Raw genomic sequence first — 4,310 nt, forward strand, 5'->3', positions numbered from 1 at the left:
CGTCGACGTCAATGCCGCCGGCGACTCTGGCACCGACGCCGACATCGTCTTCGTCATATTCGGCAAGAACGGCGAGGCCTTCGAGGACGGCATCACCGTCGCCCTCAGTCGCGACGCCACTGGCACGGGCTCGAACGAACGGCCATCAATCAATAACGTGCCGGTTGGCGCCGCGCCGCTGGTCATCGGCGAGTGGTATCAGTTCGACTTCACGCTCGATTGGTCCGAGAGCGAGGCTGCCTTCTCGATCACGCGCCTCAGCAACGGCTCGAGCTTCGCCACGGGCACTACAGGATTCCTCGTCGACACGATCGACATGCTGCAGCTTGAGGGCGACATCGCCGGCGGCGAGCGGCTGAACGACGCCGGCACGGTCGCCGACTTCAGCCTCGCTGCCGGCAACGTGGTGGTCGCCATGAATCCGGCGCACATGCTCTATGAGGCCCTGACGAATACTTCGTGGGGCACCGGCGGCGGCACCGCGCAGATCGACGACACCAACTTCAGGGCGGCCGCCGACACGTTCTACTCGGAAGGGCTTGGCCTGTGCATGCACTGGACCCAGCAGGAGAGCGTCGAGGCGTTCATGCAGCGCGTCGTCGATCACGCTGGCGCGGCGCTGGTGCAGAACCCGACGACCGGCCTGTTCGAGATCGTCGCGTTCCGCGGCGGCTACGATGTCGGCTCGCTCCCGCTGTTCGATGAGTCGAACATTCAACGGGTCGAGAGCTACCAGAAGCCGGCGCCGGCCGAGACCACGAATGAGGTCGTCGTGAAGTTCGGCGACGTCGGCAGCGGGCCGCGCGTCGTGGGCACGCAGCGCGCGCAGAACCTCGCGAACATCACCTCCCAGGGCGGCGTCGTCACCCGCACGCAGCAGTATCCAGGCCTCTTTCACGCTGCCCTGGCGCTTCGCGTGGCCATGCGCGACCTGAAGGCCGTCTCATCGCCGCAAGCCAAGGTGCGCCTGCGCGTACAGCGCAAGGCCTTCTCGCTGACTCGAGGCTCGGTGATCCGATGGAACTGGGCGAAGCTCTCGATCACGGGCATGGTGCTGCGCGTGCTGCGCATCAACTATGGCAGCCTCACCGACGGCACGATCGAGCTTGAATGCGCCGAGGATGTCTACTCGATGCCGGCGACCACCTACGGCGCCGAGCAGCCATCGGGGTGGACGCCGCCAGCTGGCGGCGCGGCTGTGGTTGCGCAGAATCGGCTTGTCCGTGAAGCCGGCTACTACGAGGCCGTGCAGGTGTTCGGCGCCACCGAGGTCGCCGCGCGTGATCCGGCGGCCGGCTTCGTCGTCGCGGCGGCCGTTCGGCCATCCGGCCTGTCTCTCGACTACGGCATGCGCACGCGCACCGGTGCCGAGGCCTACGTCGAGGTTGATCGCGGCGGGTTCGCGCCCAGCGGCACGCTATCGGCCGCCCTCGGTCACGCCGCCACAACCGCCACGATCGCCAACATCGTCGACGGCGCCGAGGTGGCGGTCGGCACCTACGCGCAGGTCGGCGACGAGATCGTGCGCGTGGACGCGTGGGACTCGGGCACCGGCGCGATCACGCTCGGGCGCGGCGTACACGGCACGGTCGCCGCCTCGCACGCGAGCGGGGCGCGCATCTTCTTCATCGACGGCTACACGGCATTCGAGGAGAACGAGCGGGCCGATGGTGACGACGTCGACGTGAAGCTGCTTCCGCGCACCGGGCAAGGCGAGCTCGCCGAGGGGTCGGCGCAGACCGACAGCGTGGTCATCGATCAGCTGATCCTTCGTCCCTATGCGCCTGGCCGGCTTCGAATCAATGCCCTGGCCTACCCGACATCTGTGGCGGCCGAGGACGTCACCATCACGTGGCGTCATCGGGATCGCCTCCTGCAGGCGCTCGAGGGCGACGAGGCGGCCGACACAGGGCCCGAGGACGGCGTCACGTACAGCGTAGAGGTCGTGCAAGCCGACGACGACGACCTCATCGTGGCGGCCGACGGCATCGTGGGCACCAGCTACGTCGTCGACGACACGCTCTTCGCGTCGGACATCGACGTCAAGGTGCGGCTGTGGGCCGTGAAGGCGCCGGTCGACGCGATGCCGCTGCGTTCCGCGTTCGAGGTTACCCGCGAGCTGGCCGACCTCGGCGAAACGAAGATCACCTGGCGCTTCCTGCTGGCGTCCGGATGGGTCGACGTGGTCCAGATCTCGACCGTCTCCAATTTCTACTTTCAGGTGCGCCGGTACTCGGCCGTCGGCGAGCTCGAGGCGTCGGTCTATGCGTACCGCGTCAGCGGCGCAGCCTACGATGCGAGCGCCGACGTTGTGGTGGTCGGCGTCTACAGCCTGGGTACCGACCCGCTGACCACTCCTTCCGAGGCATGGGTCTTCGATGTCGCCGCCGCCGGGCTGACGAAGGTCGAGATCACGCCTGACTTCCCCGCGCCTAGCGGCGTCGAGATCATCAGCGTCGCTGCGGCCGGCGGCAGCATCTACGCGGTGAACTATGACGGCTCGCGCGTGCTCCGCTACAACACGGCCGGCGTCGAGCAGGACCGCGAAGATGACACGCTATCGCGCGTCTTCTCTTGCGATGGGACTCATCTCGTCTTCGCGCTGGCGAACGGCTTCAAGCGGCGCAACGCGAGCACGCTGGTGCAGATCGAGGACAAGACCTTCTCGCCATCAGCCACGCGGATCGGGAAGTTCCATCTCGTGGGCGGCGAGCTCGTGTTCATTGGCGACCCGTCGGCCGGCGGTTTGAGCACGCTCTACCGCTACAACGCGACGACGGCCGCGCGCATCGCGAGCCATGCCGACGTGCCATACGGCGCATCTGGCTCGCCGAACGACCTGCAGGCCTTTGCGCCGTACCTATCGACCGGCGAGACCGGCGAGCCGAAGGTCTTCGACACCACCGACTGGTCGATCGTGCTCACGGCGGGCGCCGCGGTGCCGCTCGCCAGCGCACAGCGCCACGACTACACGCTGACGGTGACAACGGCAGCTGGCCCGGTGGCCAGCGGGTGGAACCCGGCCGACAAGGACGCCGACATCACCCTCAGCGTCGGGGACACCGTCGCCACGCTGGTCAGCACCGGCACCCAGGGCGGGGTGGTGCGCGGCACCCAGGCGCGGCCGGCCACAGAAGACCGATGCTTCATGATTACCTACGCCGGGCCAGACGGACGGTGCTGCGGAGGCATCGCAACGGCGTCGGCGTCTCTGACCTCGTACCCAGGCCAAGATGCCCAGGGGTATGGCTACTACGGGGTCGACGGCCGCTCGCAGCACAACGGCAGCAGCTCGGCATACGGTTCGACCTACGGCAACGGGGCCCAAGTTCTCTACCGCTTGAACGCCGGCACGCTGACCGCGTACCTGTGGACCGGCGCGGCGTGGACAAGCCAGGGCAATATCGCAACTGGGCTCACTGGCAACTGGTATCCAGCGTGGGGGCCTGGATCGGTGGAAGCGGGAACGAGGTCAGCCACGATCGACACCGACAACAGCGCCTGGCCGGCCGGCCCGCCTGGCGGCAGTACGCCATGGGGCTGAAGTCCCGCCGCCACGTTTTCCGGCTTCGCCCGCCATGAGGCTCTCCCTACGATGCCTCGCAAGACGCGCACGGTCTGCGCGAGTGCGAGGCATTCGATGGAGCAGGTTCTTGGCGCGCTGAGCGCGGCGGCGGGCTTCGTGGGCTGGCAGATCCCGGTGGGCGTCGTGCTCGGCGTCTTCGTCGATCACCAGATGCTCAAGCGCATGCCGCGGTTCCGGGCCTGGGTGCTGAGCGGGGTCAAGACGGCTGGGGACGCGGCCAAAGACGCCATCAAGGGCTGAGGCCATGGCCGTGGACAGCATCCCCGGCAAGCTCGACGCTTTGGCGGTGCGGGTCGGCGACCTTGAGCACAGCTTCGCGAGCCTCGAGGCGCGTGTGCACGAGGCGGCCGAGGCGCTGCACGAGAACACCGAGATCACGCGCCAGATCGCGCAGCACACCGGCACCATCGTCGAGATGGTGCGCGCCTATGGCGACGTGAAGAGCACGGCCAAGGTGGTGAAGTCGTCGGTGAACGTCACGACGTGGCTCGTGGCAAAGGTGGCGGTGCTCGGCGGGGCCATCGCGGCGGCCTGGCACTGGCTGGCGCCGAAGGGGTGATGCGGTGAATTTCCTCCTCTCGCTCATCACCAGCAAGGACGGCAGCCTGTCGCAGACCAAGCTCGCGGCGGCCTGCTTCCACCTCGCGCTCTTCGTCACGGTCTGCTGGCTCACCTACGTGAAGCGCGAGTGGATGGGCGAAATGTGGACGCTGTACGCCATGGT

Annotated in this window: 3 protein-coding genes; all 3 read left to right on the forward strand. The window is 67.7% G+C overall.

All coding sequences use genetic code 11. The features are described from left to right. The coding region (locus tag Q0C41_RS30155; RefSeq protein ID WP_291990521.1) for a phage tail protein at nucleotides 1-3,544 on the forward strand (3,544 nt) is incomplete at its 5' end. Nucleotides 3,545-3,595: 51 nt separating this feature from the next. Then, on the forward strand, nucleotides 3,596-3,826 hold the full coding sequence (locus Q0C41_RS30160; RefSeq protein WP_291990523.1) for a hypothetical protein: 231 nt from the start codon (nucleotides 3,596-3,598) through the stop codon (nucleotides 3,824-3,826). 4 nt (nucleotides 3,827-3,830) lie between these two features. Further along, nucleotides 3,831-4,145 (forward strand): hypothetical protein, encoded by a 315-nt coding sequence (locus Q0C41_RS30165; RefSeq protein ID WP_291990525.1) that lies wholly within the window; start codon nucleotides 3,831-3,833, stop codon nucleotides 4,143-4,145. Nucleotides 4,146-4,310 lie beyond the last annotated feature (165 nt).

This window comes from Luteitalea sp., from assembly GCF_022842525.1.
Lineage (GTDB): Bacteria > Acidobacteriota > Vicinamibacteria > Vicinamibacterales > Vicinamibacteraceae > Luteitalea.